The sequence below is a fragment of the Algoriphagus sp. genome, assembly GCF_030694375.1.
In the GTDB taxonomy this organism is placed as follows: Bacteria; Bacteroidota; Bacteroidia; order Cytophagales; family Cyclobacteriaceae; genus Algoriphagus.
Map to the genome: position 1 here is coordinate 1 of NZ_JAUXYL010000040.1, position 20,212 is coordinate 20,212.

Here is a 20,212-nt window from a genome sequence, read left to right on the forward strand (position 1 = left end):
GTATTGCAAGAGCAGCAGGAGAGAATGTGGGTACTTATACCATCACGCCGTCCGGCGCTGCTGATGCGAACTATACGGTAGGATTTGTGACTGCACAGTTTGCGATCACCCCGGCCACCTTAACGGTAACTGCGGACAACAAAACCAAGTATGAAGGTCAAGTCAACCCTCCTTTCACAGTATCCTACTCAGGTTTTGTTAATGGCGATGATGAAGGCGATCTTCTTGGTGCTTTAGTTTTCTCTACAATTGCCAACGTAAATTCTTGTAATGGGAACTTTGATGTAACTCCTTCAGGATTGACCTCAGGTAACTATAACATCAATTTTGTTAAAGGGACTTTGACTATCCTAGGCGTAACAATCGACGCTTCAGGCAGCAGCACTCCAGTGCCAATGGGTCAGGCAGCAAATCTTACAGCTACTATATCACCAGCTGTAGCAGGTGTAAGTGTCACCTTCACGGTGACGAATGAAGCTGGCGCAACAGTCTACACGACAACAGTGTTGACCAATGGTTCCGGGATAGCGACAGCAACTACTGGAACTCTTGAAACTGCCGGGGTATTGAAAGTAACTGCAACAGTTGGGACAGGATGTGCAACTTCCACTGCTTATATCCCAGTATATGATGCGAGCGGAAGCTTCGTAACAGGCGGTGGTTGGATTAATTCACCAGCTGGTGCCATGCCGGCAAATCCAACAGCAGTTGGTAAGGCCAACTTCGGATTTGTTTCCAAATACAAGAAAGGTTCTAACCAGGTTGACGGAAACACTGAATTTCAGTTCCAAGCTGGTGCAGTCAACTTTAAATCAACGATGCATGAATCTGGTTCTTTGGTTATTTCAGGTAAAAAAGCAACATACCGGGGTACAGGAACTATTAACGGAGAGTCAGGATACAAATTTGTTGTCGTGGCAATTGATGGAAACTGGAATGGACAATCCAATCCGGATGCATTCAGAATCAAAATAACCACTACTTCAGGTGTTACCATCTATGATAACCAAATCGGTAAAGATGAAAACACTGAGGATGCAACCATCCTCGGTAACAACGGAACCGGCGGCGGATCAATCGTAATCCATGAAGTGAAGAAAGGCAACAAGCGTGTATCTACTGAACTAATCACCGTAGATTGGAACACTCCAGTAAAAGTGATTAAGGAGAAAGTAGATCAAATGAGCGCCACCTGGTTTGAAAGTAGAAAACTACCGATGACCCTAGATGCAGGCAACTATGATCCATTGACTCCAGGTATCTATGAACTGAAAGTTGGACTGTCTGAAAACGACTTCTACGAACTCGAAGAGCCGATTTCTGTAAATGTCCTAGTCTTGGACAAACCACAGGCGCTTGATATCACGATCAGCAATGATAAGGTAGCCAAGGATGCAAGATCCGGACAGGTAATCGGTACGCTGAGCACTATCGATCCGGTTGACGCTATCCATACCTACGAAATTGCTGAAAATGCAAATCTGACACTCGATGGTGACAAGGTGATCTGGACAGGAACTTCGGTACCTGCACAGTTGACGCTGACAGTATTCAGTACTGACAGAGCGGGTCAGACTATCAGCAGAGAGATCAAACTCAGAAAAGAGTTGAAGCCAGGTGAGTTCTTTATGTATCCAAACCCAGCTACTACCGAAACCAACATTATGTTGGATCTGGACGAAAGCGCAACTGTTGCATTCCAAGTTTATGATGCGATAGGCAGATTGGTGATCCAGGATGAGGTGTACAAAGAAGGAAGCTTCACCCATACCATTAAGGTGGATGGATTGGCACCGGGCATGTACACGGTACAGCTGAAGGTTGGAAATATGGTAATGACCAAGCGATTGATCAAAAAGTAATCGCCAGGATCATTTCAAAACAAAGAATCCCGCTTCGAAAGAGGCGGGATTTTTTGTTTTATAGTAAATCGCTCACAGATGACACGGATGATCACAGATTTTGGCCACGAAGAGGCTCGAAGACGCTAAGTTTCTTTGTGGTTAAAAGCCTTTGCGTCCACTGCGACTCCGCGGTAAAAATTAAAGTTTACAAAAAGCTCACAGATGTCACGGATGATCACAGATTTTTGCTGCAATGGCTCGATGGCATTCAAATTAAAGCGTACGGACTATATTCTTTTTCATGATCTGAATATTTCTGTACTCAGGAAAGATGCGTTCAAAATCTAGCGTATAAGTCAGAATTTCACGATAGCCCACTTTTTCATAGAATTTTCTTGCTTGCATCTGACATTCCATTGCCTCCAGCCAAATAGCTTCCAGGCCATTTTCTACCGCAACTTTTTCGCAGTGATCCATGAGGATCCTTGCGATTCCTTTACCATGAACTTCAGGATGGAGGTAAAGTCGATGGAGCTTCATTGCATTGGGTATTTCCAATTCCTTGGGAGAAAGTGGAAAGTCATACTTGAGTATACCAATTTTTTTACCTCCCAATTCAACAAAGAAATAATGGCTTGTAGGTCGCTTGAGTTCTTTGTGTAAGGTATGCCGATTGTATATCAGATTCACATACCAATCTCCCTGATCTTCCCAGATATACCGATAACCTGATCGATACACTTCGTCCATCAACTGGTAGAGAACCTGTTGATCTTCTGCCTGAATAGGATTTAAAAGTAGTTTTAAGCCGGAATCAAGGGTGATATTCATCCCCGAAAATAGGAAAACCTATTTGAATTTTTCCATCAACTCGTCGGTCATATCATCGGAATAAACTCCGTATGAATTGACGACTACGCCTTTTAATTTTCCGTCAAGGGAGGAGATAGCATACAAAATTGCTTCATCTGATGGGTCTGTATTTCCTTCAAATCTGAATGTCTGATCCACTTCAAATTGAGAAGGGAGTAAGCAGACATCTCCGCAAATCAAGCTGTCAAATCGGATATTGAAATCCTCGGTGTATCCTTTTTTTCTGAGTTTTTCAAGCGTTTCTACCAGTGTGGTTTCGTAGTGTTGCATAGAGTTAAAAATTTGTTTCTATAGTTTACGAGACCAGCGCTATAAAGTGCTAATAATAAAAAACCTTTTGCCACAAGGACGCGAAAAGGAGCAAAGGGTTTTTACCACGGAGAACACTGAGAAAAGCTAAAACTTTTTGGTTTTTCGCTACAAAGATTGAAAAAGAAAATTCTCCCACAGATTAGCACAGAAAAATTCACAGATAAACACAGATTTTTTCTGCTTGCTTTTCCAAGTCAATAAAGCGAAGCGCATACTCTGTGACCTCAAAAAAGGCAACTAGAGCACTAAATGAATGAGGTTCTTTTTACTTTTAACTTCACAAAACTTTTCTCTTAGGGAACTCTGTGGTAAAAATTTTCCTTTGCGAAAACCTTTGCGTTCATGGCGGCTCTGCGGTTTAAAAACAAAAAACTTTCCCGCAGCTTAACGCAGATAAATACACAGATTACCACAGATTATTTCTGCTTGCTCTATAGTAAATACCAAGTCAATCAAGCGAAGCGCATACTCTGTGACCTCAAAAAAGGCTACTGGAGCACTGAATGAATGAGGTTCTTTTTACTTTTAACTTCACAAAACTTTTCTCTTAGAGAACTCTGTGGTAAAAATTTTCCTTTGTGAAAACCTTTGCGTTCATGGCGGCTCTGCGGTTTAAAAACAAAAAACTTTCCCGCAGATTAACGCAGAAAAATCCGCAGATTTCCACAGATTATTTCTGCTTGCTCTATAGTAAATACCAAGTCAATCAAGCGAAGCGCATACTCTGTGACCTCAAAAAAGGTCAGCTATAGAATGATCGATTGAAGTTCTACAATTGATCGAATATCTTGCTTAATAAACTCTCCTTTTTCTTTGCGGTAGAAACCTTTGCGCTACTTCGTGTTCTTCGTGGTTTAAAAACAAAAAAACCTTCGAGTACGCCGCGGCGCACTCAAAGGTTAGTTTATTGGAATTTTTCCAAATTAATTAAGCGAAGCGCATACTCTGTGATCTCAAAAAAGGCTACAAGAGCATTGGTTGACTGAAGTTCATTTTACCTTTTGACTTCATGAAACTTATCCCTCCGTGAACTCAGTGGTAAATTTGCCTTATTTCTTCCTCGCCAAAGCTCTTTTTGCAGCTTTCACAATATTCTCAGCATTCAGCCCGTATTTTTCCAGCAGTTGAGTCGGGGTTCCTGACTCGCCAAAGCTGTCATTGACACCCACATACTCCAAGGGCGCAGGATGGTGACGGATCAGCGTATTCGCAATGCTGTCACCCAAACCACCGTTGATCTGATGCTCTTCGGCAGATACCGCGCAACCTGTCTTTTTCACAGATTCCAAGATCGCTTCTGTATCCAATGGTTTGATGGTGTGGATGTTGATCACTTCGGCGTAAATCCCTTCTTCACGCAGCATGGCTTCTGCAACTACCGCTTCCCAAACCAAATGTCCGGTTGCGAAGATGGTCACGTCCTTGCCATCGATCATTTTCCATGCCTTTCCGATCTCAAACTTCTGATCGGCAGGAGTGAAGATTGGCCAGCTCGGTCGTCCAAATCTCAGGTAAACCGGGCCTTCGTACTCAGCAATTGCCAACGTAGCGGCTTTCGTCTGATTGTAGTCGCATGGGTTGATCACCGTCATGTGAGGGAGCATTTTCATCATGCCCAAGTCCTCCAGTATTTGATGAGTCGCTCCGTCTTCTCCAAGTGTCAAACCTGCGTGTGAGGCGCAGATTTTCACATTTTTGTCGGAGTAGGCCACGGATTGACGGATTTGGTCATAGACACGTCCGGTGGCGAAATTTGCAAAGGTACCTGCAAAAGGAATCTTACCTCCGATAGCCAAACCTGCTGAAATGCCGATCATATTGGCTTCTGCAATTCCTGTTTGGAAGAACCGATCCGGGAATTCCTTCTGGAAATCACCCATTTTCAGGGAACCGATCAAGTCGGCACAAAGTCCTACTACGTTGGGATTTCTTCTTCCTGCTTCCAAGAAACCGTCACCGAAACCGGAGCGGGTATCTTTTTTTTCTGTATAAGTATATTTTAAGTCTAAGCTCATCTTCTTGTGTTTTGGGAATGGGAATTAATAATCGCCGAGGGTTTCTTCCAATTGGCCCAATGCTTTGGCCAATTGTTCGTCGTTAGGCGGTGAACCGTGCCACTTGTGCGTGCCCACCATGAAATCGACCCCAAAGCCCATTTCGGTGTAAAGCAGGTTCAGGACAGGCTTTCCTTTTCCGGTTAAGGACTTGGCTTTTTCCAAGCCTTCCAAGACGGACTTCATGTCATTCCCTTCTTTGATCTCATTCACTTCCCAGCCAAAGGCTTCCCATTTTGCCTTTAGATTCAACAGATCCATGATCTTTTCGGTAGGGCCATCGATCTGCTGACCATTGTAATCTACTGTAGCAATCAAATTGTCGACCTTATGGTGTGCCGCATACATGGCAGCTTCCCAAACCTGTCCTTCCTGCAATTCCCCGTCACCCATCATGACATAGACTAATTTGTCGTCTTTGTCGATTTTCTTGGCCTGAGCCACGCCCAATGCCACCGATAGTCCCTGACCCAATGAGCCGGAGGCAACACGGATACCCGGAAGGTGTTCGTGTGTCGCAGGATGGCCCTGAAGCCTGGAATTCAACTTTCTGAAGGTCTTCATCTCCGCTACAGGAAAATAGCCGCTGCGCGAAAGCACAGAATACCAGCCTGCCGAAAGGTGTCCGTTTGAAAGAAAAAAGACATCTTCGCCTTTTCCGTCCATTTTGAAATTGGGGTCGTGTCTCAGCTGATCAAAGTAGAGCGCGACGAAAAACTCAGCACATCCAAGCGGTGCTCCCGGGTGACCGGACTGAACGGCGTGAACCATTCGCAACACGTCTCTTCTGAGCTGGGTACAGATTTTTTGGAGTTGTTCAATTGATTGTTTTTCCATTACATCGATTTATTTTAGGATTTGAGCAGTATGGTTTTTGGTATCGACTTTCTCGATTACTTCTGCAATTTTCCCCTGCTCATCGATCACAAAGGTGGTCCGGGCGGTGCCCATATACTTTCGGCCATACATGGATTTTTCAACCCAAGTACCATAGGCTTCATGCACTTTCAGATCGGTGTCGGCGATAAGCGAAAAGGGAAGGGATTGCTTTTCAATGAATTTTTGATGGGATTTTTCGGCATCGGAGCTAATTCCCAAGACTACATAACCTGCTTTCAGTAGTGTGTCGTAATTGTCGCGCAGGTTGCAGGCTTGGGCGGTGCAGCCTGGAGTTGCGTCTTTGGGATAGAAGTAAAGTACTACCTTTTTCCCTTTGTAATCGGAGAGTTTGACGGTTTCTCCCGTTTCAATTTTTGCTTCGAATGCTGGGGCCATTTGGCCTACTTCTAATGACATAATGATTTTGGTTTTGTGAAACAATGATTAGGAAATGGTGCCTTTCCATTCGGCAACGTTGCCGGCCATGTCGGTCACCTTGAGTAAAACAGCTCCCCGAAGTGGTTGTTTATTCAAAGTTTCAGACCAAATCACGGCTTGCTTGTGCTCATAGCGCATCAAAATCCATTTTCCATCTACAAAAGCTTCAAAACTCTTAATTCCGGATAGGTTATCCTTAATCGTAAATCTCATTTCCTGACCATTGACTCTAATCGGTGTAATTGTTGGTTTGACATCATCCAAGGCCAAAACAAAACTACCAAAATTTCTGGTTTTGAAGCGGATTTGGCCTTCTTCCCATTCCCCTCCGACAAAAGATCGGGAACCATTGGGTGAACGCGCGTACACATGGGTCCTGCTTTTGTTGCCGGTATAGCCACTTACATCCCAAGTCAGCTCTATTGGATTCCATAGGTACTCGTTGGTTTCATGCAGGCGGAGTACAGGCGCGTTTGCCGGCCCGGAAAGGTTTACTCTCAAGTATAAATCTTCCAAAAGGCTATTTTCTTCCGTTCGGATTTTAAGTTTGTCGATCGCATGCAGATGCTCTTTTCCAACCGGAAAATGTCCAATCAAGTCTGGTATCAGGATTTCTGAACAAAGGTCAATTTTGGATGGAATACCAAATCTTAAATCCCACAGGTAGGTGCGAGTCTGAGAATCCTGATAAGCAGGAAGGATTTCATAGACCGTATTTCCGATAAAAAATTGAGCTAAACCTCCCTTAGTCGTCTGAGCAACCTTGATCTTCATGTGATGCTTTGCATAGCTCGTTTGAGCTTTGGCAGGGGCTGCACCATCTGAGATGGTAGAGTCAAGATCGGCCCCCGTCAAAGTCATATTAACTAGGCGAGCATTATTATTCGCATCCAGAAGTTTTATGGTTACCGCCTTTTTCTGTCCGGCGGCAAGTTCAAAGTAACCTGTTCCGGGAGAGTTTGGAGTGAAGTACTCAAACTTCAAATTGGACTGATGATATAATTTAGTGAAGCGATTTTGATGCGTATGCAAAAGAAAATGTCGGGTATAATTGAAGTCCACTCGATCTATATTCATAGAATAAAGGAGTCCAGATTCATCGGAAACTTCAAATTTTGGGAAACCGTTTTGGTTTTCCGCTCCGTCTAGTTTGTCGTAGGCTTGAATTTCCAAACCAACTCTACCAGTTACTCGGATCGTTTCCGGAATCCGGTAGCTAGCGCCACTCAGAACAGGTGTAAGTTCGATCCGTTGAAATTTTCCATTCACTCGGCTGTCAATTTCCAGCGGGACGATTGCAATTTTTTGAGGAGTGGGAGGAATGTTGTCCAAGATTTCAGTAAATCCCGCCAAAAGTGGATCCATAGCCCGATCCAAACTGTCACGAATTTCGAAATGAAGATGCGGACCGCCTGAACTTCCTGTATTTCCCCCATTGGCAATTAGCTCCCCCTTTTTGACAGGCAGTTCCCCAACACTCGGAAATACCTCCAGTTCATTAGCTTTAGCTTCATACATCTTCTGCCTTATCCATTCGGTCAGCTTGGGATTGAAATTGCGCAAGTGACCGTAAAGTGTGATATGCCCAGTGGGGTGCTTGAGGTAAATGACATTTCCATAGCCAAACGAGGAAACCTTGATCCGGTGAATCCAACCATCCGCTGCGGCATAAATCGGCTCGCCTTCAGTACCACCAAATTTGTAATCCAAACCTGTGTGGAAGTGATTGGGCCGTAGCTCTGAAAAGTTACCGGATAGGTAATTTCTTCCTCCTGGTTTGACTGGCGATCTGAAAATTCCTTTTTCGATTTGTTGGGCCGAGAGTCCAGAAACTGTCAAAAAGGCAAGAAATAGGGCAAAAGAGGGTACTTTATTTAACTTCAAAATCAAGCATTTTTTCTGTTCCAATAAAACCAGTCAGGTGATCCCCAACTTTGACGGGCCCAACTCCGGCGGGTGTACCGGTGTAAATGAGGTCGCCTTTCTTCAACGTGAAGAATTGGGAAACGTAGGAGATTATTGTAGCAAAATCGAAAAGCATCAGGCTAGTGTTTCCCTTCTGTCTGAGTTCTCCATTGATTTCGAGGTGAAAGTCAATGTCTTTCAGGTCTTTAAAATCAGTGACCGGCTTAAAGTCACCAATTGGCGCAGAACCGTTGAATGCTTTTGCGATTTCCCAGGGAAGACCTTTGGCTTTGCATTGGTCCTGAAGGTCACGGGCTGTGAAGTCAATTCCCAAGCCGATTTCATCGAAATACCGATGGGCAAACTGAGGTTGGATGTATTTTCCTTCTTTGGAAATTTTGAGAACGAGTTCTACCTCGTGGTGAATATTTTCGGAGAAATCCGGATAAAAAAAAGGCGCACCAGCTTTCAAAAGAGCGGTGTCCGGCTTGAGAAAAACGACAGGTTTACCGGGTTTTTCGTTTTTGAGTTCTTCAATATGAGCGGCGTAATTTCGGCCGATGCAGATGATTTTCATGATGGTTTTTGCGGGGTTTTGCCAAAGCTCTTCAAGCTTTGATGCCGTGAAATTAAGCATATCTGCGGTAAAAAATGGACGAAAACTTAGGATAAAGGAGAATTTTAGGATGAAGGTTCGAAGCGGATCAGGAGATTGCCTGAAGCATCAAAAAATTCCAAAAAACCTTTCGGGGTAATTTGATATTCGACGGTATTACCTGTAAACCCAAAATCTGCCCGGGGAGGAGGGTTTTGGGCAAGGCATATCTTATCGACATCCAATCGGTAGTACTTATCAGCTAATTGAATTTTTCTTTCACTTACTTCTCCCAATCCAGTTAATCCACTAGCGCAACCTCCAAAAGTCACCAACGATCTATTCACTTTATTTATACGGATACTTATTGGAAAATAAGCTTGCCCGGGAATTGGAACATTTCGCCAGTTGCCTTCTATTCTGCTTATGAAATCTTTCTTTTTTTCAAGGACTGAGTTAAGTTTATATTTTTCAGGAGGAGTATTTTCTTCGACCTTGACTTTGAGTTTGTAGAAATATTCTTCCTCAAATTTGAAGCCTTTGATTTCGAAGTTTTCGCTTCTTCTATTCCATCTGGAATAGTCTAGATTCTCTGATTCTTGAGTTAACAAAAAAATTCCCGGTTCTGCATAGGGTGACAATTCTCCGTTGAGCAGATAAGGGTAAATCCAAATGGTTTTTGTTTCCTTTTCAGCACAGGAAAAAAGGAAGAAAAAAATGAGGTAAAAGAATTGCTGTGGTTTCATTTCATTTCAATTTTTCCCAAACTGCAATTTCCACTTTCTCTTCGCTGTAAAAAGTAAGGACATTTCCTTCTCGTTTAAAGATTGCACCAATTCCTGGAAAAGGAGGGTATTGAAGTTCGTTAAAACAACCTTTTGCCGTGGAAGTTAACGATCCAAAAGATAGAATTTTATTAGGTCCTACTTTTCGAATTTCAAGAATTAGTTGATTGCAACCATCCGTGGATACTGCCATCCTAATTCCGGGTAGTATACTAACTGATTGCCCTTTCGGGAATTTTTCGTTTGGAAGGCCTTCACCCATAAATATTTGGACTTTCCATCCTCCTTCGATAAGGTCATAATTGTCCTTTTCTTCAGCTAAAACCTGAATTAATTTCCTTTTAATATCACCAGTAGTCGTGTTTTCGATTTTTCTAACCAGAATCTTTTGGATAAAAGTTGGTTTAAAAGTAAATCCCTCTATTTCAAAAGGTATTCTTTCTAAAGCAGGCCAGTTAAAATCAAACTCCTCTGCATAGCTAATTCCTAAACATGGAGATGGTATGTTGGAGGAGTGATCACATTGAACAGGATAACTGTATACCCAAAAAGTTTCTTCAACGCCCTGCGGCTCCTCATTTTCCGAACAGGAAAAGAAAAAGATTAATCCGATAAGAATAAAATAAGCCTTTTTCATCTCAATTTACTTTTTCTAAAACCATAAGTTCGCCTTCAATTTTATCGAAAAATATAAGGTCATTTCCTTCCCTTTTGAAATTTTTATTAATCCCAATAGTAGGGGCAATTTGAGGAGGACAGGGTAAAAGAGACTTCGGAAGCGATTCAAATTCAAGGATTTTATCTGATCCTACCTTCCCAATTAAAATACCTACTTGGTTGCATCCATCGCTGGTAAGTATCATCCTGGGGAATTCATGAAATCCGATTGCACGACCTTCCAATTTCACTTCAAATGGAAATAGATTCGCCTTGAATCTTTTCACCTTCCAATTCCCAAGCAACAAATCAAAATAATCCCTTTCCTGAGAAATGATTTTCACAAGTCTCCTTTCCACAAGCGTTCCAGGCAGATTTTGAGATCTAAGGATGCGAAGCTTGTATGTGTGACCGGGAAGAAAGTCGAACCCCACAATATCGTCTGGTATTTTTTCAAAGCTTTTATGAAAAAAATCAAATGGATCAACTTGAGAAATAACAAAGCAATTTTTTGAGGATGAAATTGAGGGATGGCAGGGGACACTAAATCCATAAATCCAAATATCCTCAATTGTATAAGGACCTATATCCTCATTTTTGACACAAGAAAAATTGAACAGTAAAACAAAAGAAATTATTAGCCAAAAATAGGATCTCATGAGAAAGATAAATTTAAGCTCTTATCAAACTTAAATTCTATCCCTTAAAGCAACTCACTCAAAATTGCAAAATCTGAAATTTTTATTCTCAGATTTTGCAAAGAGAAGTAAAAGGCTGAATCCTTTTCAAAGCTTAAAACTTGATTTTTTTAACTTCTTTGAGAAGTTTCTCCATCCATCGTTGATATACCAAGCCTGAAGGGTGAAGTTGATCTTCTACCACCATTTCAGGCCTTGCACCGATGGCACGGTAGTCTTCCGTAATATCAATAAAAGTGATTCCGTACATTTTGCAGATGGCTTTTTTGGCTGAGTTATAGGTATCAATTTCCCTTGCCACTTTCCCTTGATCAGACTTTCGGTTGATTGCAAAAGGAGTTATGCCCCAATCAGGAATCGAAAGAACCACGACATGACTTGTGTTTCCCCTGGCAAAAGTAATTGCACGGTTCAGCATCAACTCAAATTCCTTTTCAAAGTCTTCAACAGGTCTGCCACGGTATTGATTATTTACCCCAATCAATAACGTGACTAAGTCGTAGCCTTCACTTTTTGTGTCGGTAGCCTTGATTCCCATTTCCAATTCATCCACAGTCCAACCGGTTTTGGCGATGATCTGAGGATCGGAAAAATTTAACTTTCCTGCCTTAGATAGTGTATTTACCAATTGTACAGGGTAGCGGTCTTTTTCCGAAACTCCTTCGCCAATGGTGTAGCTGTCGCCGAGTGCGAGGTAGCTTAGATTTTTGGTGTTTGACATTGGGCCGGAATTTTCAGTGGACTTGCAGCTTATTATAATTAAAGCCAATACTAATGGAATTGCGAATCTCATAGAGTAAAGAAAATTGAATGGGATCTAATTGGAATATCTGAAAGCAAATAAAAACCTAATCAAGAAAAGACTTGCTCCAAAATCGAAAATATCCCTGCATCCGCATCCATTCTGACTTTGGCACCCACAGGAATAATAAACTGCCTCGGAATGTGCCCAATCATTGCACCGGTGTAGGCCGGAATATTCAGGGGCAGGATATAGTGGTCCATGATCTGATCCACAGACAGACTGCCATACCCTCCGCCAGGCTTGCAATCCGAACATTGCCCGAAAATAAAGCCTTTGATCTTGGCTAAAGTACCATTCAATTGAAGGGTACTCATCATCCGATCGATGCGGTAAGGGTCTTCTCCAATGTCTTCGATAAATAAAATAGAATCTTTAAAATCAGGATAATAGGGTGTTCCTGATAAAGAAGTCAATACAGTCAGATTTCCTCCCAGAATTCTCCCTTCAACGGTTCCACCTTTAAGGGTTTGAATTCGATTTCCTTTGGAAACGAGATCGTCGCCTTTGGTCAATTCATTTTGATAGGTTACCAATTCCTTCTCGAAAAAGACCTTTTCAAACTGTTTTACATTAAAGCTGTTCCAGCTGCCTGTGCCATTTTGACCGTGAAAGGTGATCAAACCGGTTTGGCTGTAAATCGCGCAATGCAAAGCCGTGATATCCGAATAACCCAAAAGCGGTTTCGGGTTTTTTCGGATCAGATTGTAATCAATTAAAGGTAGGATTCTTGCGGCTCCGGAGCCTCCTCTAATGCAGATGACGGCCTTCACCTCGTCATCAGCAAACATGGCATTCAGGTCTTTAGCGCGTTCTTCATCAGTTCCGGCAAGATGGCCAAATCGGTTTTTCAGGTTTTCGCCGAGTTTCACTTTGAACCCCAGTGCCTCCATGGCTTCTTTGGCGTAGGTGAATTCCATTCGATCGGCTGTGGCAGCTGACGGGCTAATGATTCCTACGGTGTCGCCTTTTTGGATTGATTTAGGCAACAGCGTGCGAAGATCCATTGTCTCTTTGAAATCAAAACCCAAAGCAGGAGTACTTGCTGCGAGCAACCCGAGAGATTTGATGAAAGTGCGCTTGTTCATGATTGGAGGATTTTGGGTGAAAATAAGTGCTTTTTCCGAGGGCTTGATAATTAATTAGAAAGTGCTCAAAAGTTTCCAGATTTTAATTTTCTATTGTTAGTTCAAATCACATTTTAGATTTTTAAAAAATTCCCGCAGATTAACACAGAAAAGGACACAGATCTGCGCAGATTTTTTTGATTGAGAAGGTGTAGTAAGATCTTATATTCTCTTTTTGTTCAAAAGTCTCAAAGAAAAACCCTGCCAAATGACAGGGTTTTGTTTAATTTTTTGCGTCCAACAAAAGCTTCTCCAACTGCTCCATCATTGGTTTGAGTGTTTTATCATATTTCCTGATCCGCCTCCTGATGCTGAAATGCATAAAACCCAAAATCATTAGCGTCAACCCAACATGTATTGCTATTCTTATGCCACCTGAAAGTGGAGCAAGCAAAACAAAATAGGCGATATTAAGCGCAACTGCTAAGAGAACAGCATAGAAATACATGTGCTTTCCTGCGATTGTGTAGCGCTGACGAAGTTTTTCAAGTTGGATTTTTAAATACTCCCTGTTGGAAAAACTGTCAGAGTCGTCGCTAGGCTTAACCACAGAACTGAAACTTAACCAAGCTACCCAAATCATCGCCACGGCAATTACCAGAAGGCTCAGCAAAATAGCTTTGCTCTCTTGCCAAGGCATAAATATGAACAAGAAAATGAGTGTGGCAGGTGTGATGATTGCAATGGATATTTTTTCACGTCTTTGTTTTATTTCCGTTTTTTTTAAACCATCGATCAAGCCCCTGAGGTCAAAATCATCTGTTTTTTGGCTCTGCCAAAGTTGTTGGATATCGTTGAAGTTAGTTTGCATGAGGTTGAGGATTGAGTTTTTGGGTTAGAGCTGCTTTGATACGGTTGACTTTGACCGAGACGTAGTTTTCAGAAATCCCGCTAATCTCGGCTATGGCTTTGTAAGCGGTATTTTCCAAAAGAAGTGTTGCAATCACCCGATCCAATTCAGGCAGCTCGTTGATTGCTTCGTAGAGCATTTGAATGCGGATTTCCTGTTCTGAGTTATAGTTTTCGGGTTCGCTCAGATCCAGATTTGCAGGTATTTCGGTTTTCTTTTCTTCCTTTTTCTTTTCCCTTGCGGAAAAAGTCAGGGCAGTGTTGTAAGCAATCCGATAAATCCAGGTGCTGATATCGCTTTCGCCTTTGAAGCTGTCCAAGTGCCGCCAAATCTTTATCAGAATTTCTTGGAAGAGGTCATTTGCCAATTCCTTTTCCCTTGCAAAACCAAGGCAAAGTCGGTACACCTTGTCTTTATGACTTTGGTATAATGCTTCGAATTGAAGTTCTTTAGTGCTCTTCATTTGATAAATGCGGTCACTTTTTCCATAAACCATTCCGGGTTGTCCCACATGATGAAGTGGTGAGCCGTCGGCGCCATTTCAATTTGGACATTTTCCGCAAGTTGGTATTGGGTCTCAAAAGTTTTTTTGGCGCTTTCTTCTGTTAATCCGTAGGCTTTGCCGGAATGCCAAGCTCCAAGAACCAAGATTGGTGTATTTATTTCAGCCAGATCATCTCGATAATCAGTCGTCATCAGTTCGTAAAGTGCCTGACCTGTCGTCTCCCGATCACTTTCCATTGACCATTCAACTGCGATGGGTAGTTTTTCTTTATTAGTAGTCATCATCGGCATAGACGCTTCCTGTTGAGCTCGATATTGTTCAGCACTCTGAGCCATGATCAATTCCTTCATCTGAGTGGCCATTCCGACCATGTTTTCTTCAGTTGCTGCGGGATTAAAGGCAGCGGAGTAAAAGGGAAAGGAGTCGACGATGATGGCGCGATCGATTTTGTCAGGGACGCTCCGGGACAGCCTCAGCGAAAGAAATCCGCCAAGGCTGTGACCGATTAGGGTGACTTTTTCCGTTTGTTTGGAGATGTAATCCGTGATTAGGCTTTCCATAGTGAAGAGGAAACCATCCTGCATTTCGATTTTCGGGTTCGTGCCAAAGCCAGGAAGCGTTAAGATATGGCATTCGAAGTTTTTCGAAAGTTCGGCAACTGTCTCGTCCCAAACTTCACCGGAAGACGCCAGTCCTGGAATGAGGATGATTTTTGGGCCTTTGCCTGAAACCTGGACATCCAAGCCTTGAGTAAATGCAGTGGATAAACTGCCAAAAAGGATAAAGTAGAGAAGAAATAGCTTTTTCATATTGTTTGCTTTTTTTCTTCTTTAGACCAAGAGGTGTTGGAAACCTTACAAAAATTTTTAAAAAAAATTTGACAAAGGCATCAAGATGGAAGACAGAAGTCAGAAGACCGAGGCCGCAACGACCTCACCCGGACGAGCAACCTGATTTTCTCTAAAATATCTATTTGTAAACCACATAGTCACAAAGAAATTATAGTGAAAGAACTTTAAGGAATGATAAACTATGTGCTCCTATGAATCTATGTGGTAAAAAAACTAGGATACAACTCACCACTTACTTTTTACCACTCACAACTTCCTGACCTCCTTGCTTCCCAACTTCCCAACCTCCCACTACAACATCTCCCTCACCATCACCAGCACTTTTTCCATTTCTTTCCGGACAGCGGAAGCGGAGTAGGGGTAGTTGGAATTCATAAATGCCATGCAGTAGGTTTTTCCGCTTTTGGTTTTGATCAGACCCACTAGGCTGAGGTTGTTACTCATGGTTCCAGTTTTGGCAAAAACGTAGGGTTCAACGGCCTGATAGCTGTTTTTCAATGTTCCCGTTTTTCCGCCAGTTGGCAAGAGGTCATAAAGTTGAGATTCTGGAAGAATCCGGTATAGTTTCTCAAAAAGTGCGACCATGGATCTTGGGGTAAATAAGTTATGTCGGCTGAGGCCGCTTCCATCTACCCATTTGGGTTGATCGGGTAGATCTGTCAGATGTGTTTTTAAAATATACTCAATAGCCCGTTCGGTGTCTAGTTCTTTGAAAAGTCGATCCGAAACCATAAACAACAGCTGCTCCGCAAGGAAATTATCGCTTTCAAGCATCATTTCTTTCAGCAGGGGATAAATTGGAGCTCCCCTAAAAATCTTGTGATTTTGAGGGAGACTTTCAGTGGAGTAAATCCATTTTTTCCCAGTGGCCTCTGAGGCCAAACGAACAAAGAGATCGGGATTGTTCAGAAAAGGAATAGCCCCTTCTCTGCCCAAAAAGGTAGCAGGGTTATACGCAAAGGTATTGCTGTGGAAGTCCCGTTCCAGCTCTTTGATGGGCTTGGTGGTGGTGCGGATAGCAGATTGGAATAAGCTAGGAAAAACCTCCGGACGATTGCCGATTTTTTTGACCTGAACCAGATTGCCATAGATCGGCAGCGAACTTCGTTCGGCTGAATAGTCATAGAAGTAATCGTCCCATTGCCAGCCATAGCCAAAGGAAGGTGAAACTTGATTGACATCCGAAAAAACGACTACAGAATAGGATCCCAGAAGTTTTTGAATATCCGGCTGCTTAAATTTCTTGTATTTCCAGCTTGGATCGCCGGAACCCCAGATTTTGATAGTATCTCCTGATGTCACATAGCGAAGCGTCTGTGTGCTGTCCTGAAGGATCAAAATGCTTGCAAATAGTGTCCATAATTTGGTCGTAGAAGCAGGGACAAACCGGATTTGGCTATTTTTCTCAAACAAGACAGCTTGAGAGTCTAGGTCATAAAGCATAAATCCTGTCAAATGTCCGCTGAAAAAGCTCTGATCACCGAGCGCAGATTCAAGTTTGACGAACTGATCTCTCGATAGTTGCGCAAAGGAGTAATTAGTGAATAGAAAAAAGGAAATTAGGAGAACGGTAATCGACTTATAGAGCCTTAGCTCTTTCTTTTTGTATTGAAATAATTTGAGAGGACTGATCATTTGGATCCGGGACTGGTGAAACTACCCCAAAACAAGCCTAGCCAACCCAAAATAAAGGCTACGCCACCTAAAGGCGTAATCGCTCCCAGCCAAGTGATTCCACTCAGACAAAGGACATAGAGCGAACCTGAGAAAATTAAAATTCCAAAAGTAAAACCCCAATAGCCTAAGTTCAGTTTTTTCCATTCCGGCTTGATCATAGCCAACATTCCCAAGCCAAATAAGGCCAGAGAATGGTAAAAATGATATTTGACCGCAGTTTCAAAAGTTTCCAATCGACCGGAAGCTTCCAGCATTGGTTTCAAACTATGGGCTCCAAAAGCTCCGATTCCTACGGCGATCGCTCCGAAAATAGCTGCGGTTTGGATGATAGTTGTTGGTTTCAAGTATGGGGTGGTTATTGGTTAATAGTTAATGAGTTATTTTAAACCTAAAATTGATCGGTTGAGGCTTGAATTTGGTGAAAATCCGAAATCCGAAATCCCACATCCGAAATCAATTCCGGCTTCCAAATATCGCTGAGCCGATCCTCACCATTGTGCTTCCCTCTTCCTGAGCAATCTGATAATCACCGCTCATTCCCATGGATAGTTCTTTCATTTCAACAAATTCAGGAAGATTTCGATTTTTTAAGTTTTCGAAAAGTTGCCGGAGTCCGCGGAATTCTTTCCGGATTTGATCTTGCTTATCAGTGAAAGTGGCCATTCCCATCAAGCCTTGAATTTTCACATGAGTTAATTCGGAAAATTCTTTTGATGCAAACATTTCCTCCAATTCAGCCTGATCAAACCCGAACTTGCTTTCCTCTTCGGCAATGTGCATCTGAATCAAAACGGAGAGCTGCCGGTCGATTTTTTTACCCTGTTTATTGATCTCCTGAAGTAATTTGAAGGAATCCAAGCCGTGGATCAGATGAACAAATGGAGCGATGTATTTTACCTTGTTACTTTGAAGATGTCCGATCATGTGCCAACGGGTGTCGGCAGGCATTTCCGGTTGTTTGGCTTGTATTTCCTGAACTTTATTTTCTCCAAAATCACGAATTCCGGCTTTGTATGCTTCCCTTAAATCTTCAAGTGGCTTAGTTTTACTCACTGCAATCAACTTGCATTCCGGATTTACAAATGATTTTTTTACGAATTCAAGGTTGGCTTTAATGTTCATTTTCTAATTTTAGACTTACACTTTTATCCCAATCGGCACTTACAAAGATATGGCAATCATCAGCACTTTGCTAAAAAAAGGCATCCGCCTCAGAGAGAGTTTAGAACAGGAATATTCCAGTCCAATCGATCTCCAAAAGCAACAATTGAAAAAGCTTTTGCTTAAGGCTGAGCGAACAGAGATTGGAAAAAAATATGATTTTCACGGGATTTTGAACACTTTCCGATTGGGCAATGAAGAATTCTATGAGCGCTATAAGGATCAAGTTCCAATTTATGACTATGATTCAATTCATGCTGAATTTTGGCAAAAACTTCAGGAAGGCAAGAAAAACATCACTTGGCCGGGTGCAGTCAAATATTTTGCTTTGAGCTCGGGCACTTCAGGGGCTACATCCAAATATATTCCTATCACCAAGGATATGGTAAAGGCAATACGTCGGACAGGGGTGCGGCAGATTTTGAGTCTTTCCAAATACGATTTGCCGGACTCATTATTTTCCAAAGGGATTTTGATGCTTGGAGGAAGTACGGATTTGGACTTTAATGGCACCTATTTTTCTGGAGACTTAAGTGGAATTACAGCCAGCAAGCTTCCGATTTGGCTTCAACGCTTCTATAAGCCGGGTAAGAAAATCGCACGGAACAGGAATTGGGGAGATAAGCTGGATCAAATTGTGAAGAAAGCAAAAGATTGGGATATAGGGATTATCGTAGGTGTTCCGGCCTGGCTGCAGCTGTTGATGGAAAAGATCATTACGCACTATGGAGTGAAGGATATTCATGAGATATGGCCTAATCTTCAGATTTTTGTGCATGGTGGAGTCTCATTTGAACCTTACAGAAAAGGCTTTGAAAGCTTACTTGGCAGGCCCTTGATCTACATCGAGACCTATCTGGCTTCAGAGGGGTTTTTGGCTTTTCAGGCTATTCCAAACCGTAAATCCATGCGTCTGGTACTCAACAATGGGGTTTTTCATGAATTTATTCCCTTTTCGGAAGCAAATTTTGATGAAAATGGAAATGTAAAAAAGACAGCTAAAACGCTCAAAATCGATGAGGTCGAAGAGGGTAAGGATTACGCGCTGCTGATCACAACGTGTGCTGGTGCATGGCGGTATTTAATCGGTGATGTGGTCAGATTTATATCCAAAGAGGAGTCTGAAATCATCATTACCGGCCGAACGAAGCATTTTCTCAGTCTCTGCGGTGAGCATTTATCGGTAGACAATATGAATAAAGCTATCGAACTGGCAGCTGAGGAGCTTAATTTCCGAGTGAAAGAATTTACAGTATTGGGTGTTCCTTACAAAAACCTGTTTGCTCATCATTGGTTTGTAGGTTCCGATGACTTGGTGGATTCAGAGAAGCTGAAAGAAGCGCTTGATTCTCATCTTAAAGCCCTCAATGATGACTACGCCGTCGAACGAAAACATGCGCTTAAAAAGATAGAAATTGATGTTTTGCCCTCCTCCCTATTTTATGATTGGATGAGAGCTCAAGGAAAAGAAGGTGGTCAAAATAAATTCCCACGGGTTTTAAAAGGGGAGAAGGCGGACAGTTGGCAGCAGTTTTTGAAAGAATCAACTTCCGGCCAATGATACAAACACTTTGGGAGGGAGTCAGTATGGGACTTTTGCTTTCGGCAATTGTAGGCCCGGTGTTTTTCACTTTGATACAAAACAGCATGGAGCATGGATTTAGATATGCGGCCGTGCTGGCCTTGGGAATCCTTCTGAGTGATACAGTTTATGTAATCCTGACATTTTTTGGAATCAAATTTTTAGCAGAGGCTATTTATTTCCAACTGATTTTAGGCTACGTCGGAGGGTTGATCTTGATCGGCTTTGGAATCAGCTCCTTGTTAAAAAAGAAAATTTCCCGACCAAACACCGGAGGGATTGAAATCCCAACAAAGCGAAAGCGGACTGCATTTGCAAAAGGATTTGGTGTAAACGGGGTGAATCCATTCGTACTTCTTTTTTGGATTTCGATCGCAAGTTTAGTCTCAACCAAAGACCTATGGCAGGGAGCAGACATCAGCGCTTACTATTTTGGGATTTTGCTCACTGTTTTTGCAATAGATTTATTAAAGGCTTTTTTAGCTAAGCAACTGTCGCACATGATGACACCGCGGCTGATGTGGTTGCTAAACAAAGCGGTAGGGCTAGTGATGATATTCTTTGGTTTGCGATTGATCTGGCATACTTTCGGGAGCTAAACCAAACCTTCGATCTCA

The 20,212-nt window shown here is 42.4% G+C and carries 21 protein-coding genes; 3 read left to right on the top strand and 18 right to left on the bottom strand.

Features of this window, described 5'->3' with window-relative positions:
* Positions 1-1,862: MBG domain-containing protein (locus Q8M62_RS14470; protein WP_304899083.1), on the top strand; the 1,862-nt coding region annotated here is incomplete at its 5' end.
* Positions 1,863-2,117: 255 nt separating this feature from the next.
* Here the strand turns inward: Q8M62_RS14470 and Q8M62_RS14475 are convergent.
* The 18 genes from Q8M62_RS14475 to Q8M62_RS14560 all read right to left on the bottom strand — a co-directional run bounded on the left by Q8M62_RS14475 (position 2,118) and on the right by Q8M62_RS14560 (position 17,974).
* Positions 2,118-2,675 carry a GNAT family N-acetyltransferase gene (locus tag Q8M62_RS14475; protein WP_304899084.1) on the bottom strand — a complete coding sequence of 186 codons (558 nt, stop codon included), beginning with the start codon at positions 2,673-2,675 and terminating at the stop codon, positions 2,118-2,120.
* 18 nt (positions 2,676-2,693) lie between these two features.
* Positions 2,694-2,987 carry a phosphoribosylpyrophosphate synthetase gene (locus Q8M62_RS14480; RefSeq protein WP_304899085.1) on the bottom strand — a complete coding sequence of 98 codons (294 nt, stop codon included), beginning with the start codon at positions 2,985-2,987 and terminating at the stop codon, positions 2,694-2,696.
* Between the two features lie 1,091 nt (positions 2,988-4,078).
* Positions 4,079-5,044, bottom strand: coding sequence for a transketolase family protein (locus Q8M62_RS14485; protein ID WP_304899086.1), 966 nt, complete (start codon positions 5,042-5,044; stop codon positions 4,079-4,081).
* A 24-nt stretch (positions 5,045-5,068) separates the two neighbouring features.
* Positions 5,069-5,920, bottom strand: a complete 852-nt coding sequence (locus tag Q8M62_RS14490) for a transketolase (RefSeq protein WP_304899087.1) — start codon at positions 5,918-5,920, stop codon at positions 5,069-5,071.
* Positions 5,921-5,929: 9 nt separating this feature from the next.
* Positions 5,930-6,379, bottom strand: a complete 450-nt coding sequence (gene bcp, locus Q8M62_RS14495) for a thioredoxin-dependent thiol peroxidase (RefSeq protein ID WP_304899088.1) — start codon at positions 6,377-6,379, stop codon at positions 5,930-5,932.
* 27 nt (positions 6,380-6,406) lie between these two features.
* Complete coding sequence (locus Q8M62_RS14500) at positions 6,407-8,284, bottom strand: M23 family metallopeptidase (RefSeq protein WP_304899089.1); 1,878 nt, start codon at positions 8,282-8,284, stop codon at positions 6,407-6,409.
* Positions 8,271-8,882: a fumarylacetoacetate hydrolase family protein gene (locus tag Q8M62_RS14505; RefSeq protein ID WP_304899090.1), complete on the bottom strand. Its 612-nt coding sequence runs from the start codon at positions 8,880-8,882 to the stop codon at positions 8,271-8,273. The genes Q8M62_RS14500 and Q8M62_RS14505 overlap by 14 nt, the downstream gene beginning before the upstream one ends.
* Before the next feature lie 104 nt (positions 8,883-8,986).
* Positions 8,987-9,646, bottom strand: coding sequence for a DUF4377 domain-containing protein (locus Q8M62_RS14510; RefSeq protein ID WP_304899091.1), 660 nt, complete (start codon positions 9,644-9,646; stop codon positions 8,987-8,989).
* A gap of 1 nt (position 9,647) precedes the next feature.
* On the bottom strand, positions 9,648-10,322 hold the full coding sequence (locus Q8M62_RS14515) for a hypothetical protein (RefSeq protein WP_304899092.1): 675 nt from the start codon (positions 10,320-10,322) through the stop codon (positions 9,648-9,650).
* A 1-nt stretch (position 10,323) separates the two neighbouring features.
* Complete coding sequence (locus Q8M62_RS14520) at positions 10,324-10,593, bottom strand: hypothetical protein (protein ID WP_304899093.1); 270 nt, start codon at positions 10,591-10,593, stop codon at positions 10,324-10,326.
* A gap of 541 nt (positions 10,594-11,134) precedes the next feature.
* Positions 11,135-11,761 carry an SGNH/GDSL hydrolase family protein gene (locus Q8M62_RS14525; RefSeq protein ID WP_304899094.1) on the bottom strand — a complete coding sequence of 209 codons (627 nt, stop codon included), beginning with the start codon at positions 11,759-11,761 and terminating at the stop codon, positions 11,135-11,137.
* A 131-nt stretch (positions 11,762-11,892) separates the two neighbouring features.
* On the bottom strand, positions 11,893-12,930 hold the full coding sequence (locus tag Q8M62_RS14530; RefSeq protein ID WP_304899095.1) for an LD-carboxypeptidase: 1,038 nt from the start codon (positions 12,928-12,930) through the stop codon (positions 11,893-11,895).
* 262 nt (positions 12,931-13,192) lie between these two features.
* Complete coding sequence (locus Q8M62_RS14535; protein ID WP_304899096.1) at positions 13,193-13,780, bottom strand: hypothetical protein; 588 nt, start codon at positions 13,778-13,780, stop codon at positions 13,193-13,195.
* Positions 13,770-14,282, bottom strand: coding sequence for an RNA polymerase sigma factor (locus Q8M62_RS14540; RefSeq protein WP_304899097.1), 513 nt, complete (start codon positions 14,280-14,282; stop codon positions 13,770-13,772). The genes Q8M62_RS14535 and Q8M62_RS14540 overlap by 11 nt, the downstream gene beginning before the upstream one ends.
* Complete coding sequence (locus tag Q8M62_RS14545; protein ID WP_304899098.1) at positions 14,279-15,133, bottom strand: alpha/beta fold hydrolase; 855 nt, start codon at positions 15,131-15,133, stop codon at positions 14,279-14,281. Before Q8M62_RS14545 ends, Q8M62_RS14540 begins: the two co-directional genes overlap by 4 nt.
* A 333-nt stretch (positions 15,134-15,466) precedes the next feature.
* The gene (locus Q8M62_RS14550; protein WP_304899099.1) at positions 15,467-16,810 is read right to left on the bottom strand and encodes a D-alanyl-D-alanine carboxypeptidase; all 1,344 of its coding nucleotides are present in this window, start codon (positions 16,808-16,810) and stop codon (positions 15,467-15,469) included.
* Positions 16,807-17,196 (bottom strand): DUF423 domain-containing protein, encoded by a 390-nt coding sequence (locus tag Q8M62_RS14555; protein ID WP_304899100.1) that lies wholly within the window; start codon positions 17,194-17,196, stop codon positions 16,807-16,809. The genes Q8M62_RS14550 and Q8M62_RS14555 overlap by 4 nt, the downstream gene beginning before the upstream one ends.
* Before the next feature lie 109 nt (positions 17,197-17,305).
* Positions 17,306-17,974 (bottom strand): YggS family pyridoxal phosphate-dependent enzyme, encoded by a 669-nt coding sequence (locus Q8M62_RS14560; RefSeq protein WP_304899101.1) that lies wholly within the window; start codon positions 17,972-17,974, stop codon positions 17,306-17,308.
* A gap of 49 nt (positions 17,975-18,023) precedes the next feature.
* Here Q8M62_RS14560 and Q8M62_RS14565 point away from each other — a divergent pair, with 49 nt between their 5' ends.
* Positions 18,024-19,574, top strand: coding sequence for a GH3 auxin-responsive promoter family protein (locus Q8M62_RS14565; RefSeq protein WP_305668188.1), 1,551 nt, complete (start codon positions 18,024-18,026; stop codon positions 19,572-19,574).
* Positions 19,571-20,194 carry a LysE family translocator gene (locus Q8M62_RS14570; RefSeq protein ID WP_304899722.1) on the top strand — a complete coding sequence of 208 codons (624 nt, stop codon included), beginning with the start codon at positions 19,571-19,573 and terminating at the stop codon, positions 20,192-20,194. Before Q8M62_RS14565 ends, Q8M62_RS14570 begins: the two co-directional genes overlap by 4 nt.
* The last annotated feature ends 18 nt before the right edge of the window (positions 20,195-20,212 follow it).